This window comes from Streptococcus sp. CF10-1 (assembly GCF_024295825.1).
In the GTDB taxonomy this organism is placed as follows: Bacteria; Bacillota; Bacilli; order Lactobacillales; family Streptococcaceae; genus Streptococcus.
On sequence record NZ_JANCPQ010000022.1, the window covers coordinates 1 to 523 of the forward strand.

Sequence of the window (523 nt, forward strand, 5' to 3'; positions counted from 1 at the left end):
CAGACAGCAGCCCAGTTGGCAAATTTTGACATGGAAGACAAAGTTAAATCTGTGAAAACTTTACTTTCAGATGCTAAGGAAGATATTCAAAACATGATAAAAGAAACAAGACAGACAGCCTTTGACATGGTTGGATATTTGTCAAGTTTAGAGGTTACAAATCTACTTTCTGGTTTTGATACAACAAGCTTTTGGGATGAAGGCGTTGCGAGTGACACGAAGACTGCAGCAACATCCTTCCTGACACAAATCGAGCAATTGGGGGAAAGCTTGGTTAAAGCTAGTGGTTCCTTTGAGACCATAGATACAGATAGTGCTGAAGATTTTAATAATCTATTGGCGGATGTAAAACAAACATGGAGGGGAAAAAATGTTAGTCCTAACGGATGAGGATACCTTAATTACAAGAGAGCAACTCGATAGAGGCTTCAAAGAAAGAATGAAGGAACAAGAACGCCAAGCAGTCAGGGCCTTGGTAACTGCAAAAGAGTTGTCAATCCTTGCTAAAGGAACTGAGTTAACT

General features: G+C 39.8%; 1 pseudogene. It reads left to right on the forward strand.

Annotation, left to right across the window (positions count from 1 at the left end):
• Positions 1–390, forward strand: a pseudogene (locus NMM25_RS10540) (DUF2974 domain-containing protein); the annotation flags it as partial.
• Positions 391–523 lie beyond the last annotated feature (133 nt).